The organism is Erythrobacter sp. HI0063 (assembly GCF_001635685.1).
In the GTDB taxonomy this organism is placed as follows: domain Bacteria; phylum Pseudomonadota; class Alphaproteobacteria; order Sphingomonadales; family Sphingomonadaceae; genus Qipengyuania.
Genome location: NZ_LWFF01000069.1, coordinates 1 through 217 on the forward strand (window position 1 = coordinate 1; position 217 = coordinate 217).

1 protein-coding gene is annotated in these 217 nt (G+C 68.2%); it reads left to right on the forward strand.

Annotated features, from left to right (window positions below):
- Positions 1–217: adenylosuccinate synthetase (locus tag A3736_RS03385; protein ID WP_197465474.1), on the forward strand; the 217-nt coding region annotated here is incomplete at both ends.

The window sequence follows — 217 nt, forward strand, 5'->3', positions numbered from 1 at the left end:
GACCGGGCGCGGGATCGGCCCGGCTTATGAAGACAAGGTCGGCCGCCGGGCGATCCGCGTGTGCGATCTGGCGCATCTGGACGATCTGGAGCCGCAGCTCGATCGCCTCTGTGCGCATCACGATGCCTTGCGCGCCGGGTTCGATCAGGAGCCGATCGACCGCGCCGCTCTGCTCGCCGAACTGCGCGAGATCGCTCCCTTCGTGCTGCAATACGCG